Source organism: Collinsella sp. TF11-5AC, assembly GCF_003436775.1.
Classification (GTDB): Bacteria; Actinomycetota; Coriobacteriia; order Coriobacteriales; family Coriobacteriaceae; genus Collinsella.
The window spans coordinates 1-1,834 of record NZ_QSQO01000043.1 but is presented as its reverse complement, the minus strand read 5'-3'; the positions used below and the strand labels follow the sequence as shown (position 1 = coordinate 1,834).

Sequence of the window (1,834 nt, the reverse complement as noted above, 5' to 3'; positions counted from 1 at the left end):
TTGGTGAGCACCAGGCGGCCGAGCATGGCGAAGCCCATGGCAGGCAGGATGTTGGCGGCAACGCCGCAACCGTCGATGATGAAGGGCGGGATGAAGTCGAGCAGGCCCTGGATGGCGTCGGAACCCAAATAGAAGGCGCCGCCGCACAGCAGGAAGTACTCGACGCAGCCCCAGATTCCAATTCCCCAATGAACGGCGTAGATGCCTTTGAGGTTTCCCTTGAGGGCGAACTTGTCTGCCATATCGACAAACACAGGGAACAAGGCATTGGTAATGTTGCCGATCGTCAGTGCAAGGACGGCGATGGGCATGGCGAGCGCGATGGCCGTCTCGGTACCCTGACCGAGCTGAATGGCAAACGCGCAGGCGAGCACGCCGCCGACGGTTTCGTTAGGCGGCACGTAGGCGCCGATGGAGATCGAGCCCATGAACAGCAACTCCAGGCTGGCGCCAACGGCAAGGCCAGTCTGCAGGTCCCCCAGCACCAGGCCCACGAGCGGGCACAGGACGATGGGGCGGAACGCGTAGAGGGTGCCGAGCTGGTAGTCGAGACATCCAAAAGCTCCGACTAAGCCGACGAGGATTGCTTGGACAAGCATAGTTCCTCCCAATAAGGAATCTCGAACCGTCGTCACTCCCGTCGCGCGCGTTATTGATATCAATCCGGGAGTTTGACCACACGGTCCGAACCGCACCTGGCGTGCTGCTAACACCCATACCAGGCACAAATGATTTGATACCAATTATAGGTATGCAGGTTCGCCTTATTTAATACCAGTCGCTCAGCGGGGTGTTTTTTACCGTAAACGGCAGGCGCATCCCATTAGGCACGCTCTTTGTTTCGATGGCGGACAAGCGCCACCAGAAAGCCGTCGCCAAAAGCATCGGATGCCAAGTTGGCCACAATCACCAAAACGATCATCGCCGCGCCCAAGAACTCGTTCCAGCTAAAGACCTCGCCAAAGAGGAGCGCCGACCAGCAGGGAGCGAGCACGACCTCACTCATGCAAACCAAGTTGGCCGCAAACGCGTTGGTGCGCGCAATCCCCTTGGCATACAGCACACTCGCAAGGCCGCTGCAAAAAAGGCCATGCACCAGCATAAGCCCCCACTCAAAGGGTTTCACGGAGCCTAGGTCGCCGGCAAAATAGACGATCGGAAGTATCGAGATGCCGCAGGAGATGAGCGAGGACACCATGGGCGACGCATCGGGGCGAGAGTTTAAAAAGAAACACAGCCCAAAGGTGGCGCCCGAAATGATGGCAAGCAGATTTCCGAGCATGCCCTCGGCGCTCAAATCACCTAAAAAGAAAAGTCCCATACCCGTAAAAGCAACCACCACGGAGGCAATCTTCGCAGGCGAGGGCAACGTGCGAGTTGCGAGCGATTGATACACGATAACGAAAATCATCGAGGTGTACTGCAGAACGATCGCGTTGCCGACCGTCGTGAGCTGGTTGGCAAAGTTAAACGTGGTGCCCGTCACGAAGTTGCAGACGGCCACAAGGACAATAAGACGGCTGACGCGAAGGACGGGTCTGCCGACGAGCAGGATAAAGAGCGCCATAAATATTGCCGTGACGGCACCGATCAAAAGAGCTGACTGCGAATTGGCGCGAACGAGGATGCCGATAAAACTCCACAAGAGCGCCGTGCCAAATAGATACATCGCCCCGCTCACGCCATTATCGGGTGGATTGTCAGATCGAATCACGAAGCACCTCCAACTAGCTTTCGGTAATAAAAAACGGCGACCGCAATGGGTCGCCGTTTCCCTTGGGGGCAAATAATAGGCCGGGCCCTTACGCCAGCACGCCGAAGAACGCGCCGACGA

Annotated in this window: 2 protein-coding genes; both read right to left on the bottom strand. The window is 57.3% G+C overall.

Annotated features, from left to right (window positions below; genetic code table 11):
- Positions 1-599, bottom strand: a 599-nt coding sequence (locus DXD16_RS10125; protein WP_147326484.1) for a PTS sugar transporter subunit IIC, incomplete at its 3' end; no start/stop codon positions are given.
- Between the two features lie 224 nt (positions 600-823).
- Positions 824-1,714 (bottom strand): DMT family transporter, encoded by an 891-nt coding sequence (locus tag DXD16_RS10120; RefSeq protein ID WP_233502705.1) that lies wholly within the window; start codon positions 1,712-1,714, stop codon positions 824-826.
- Positions 1,715-1,834 lie beyond the last annotated feature (120 nt).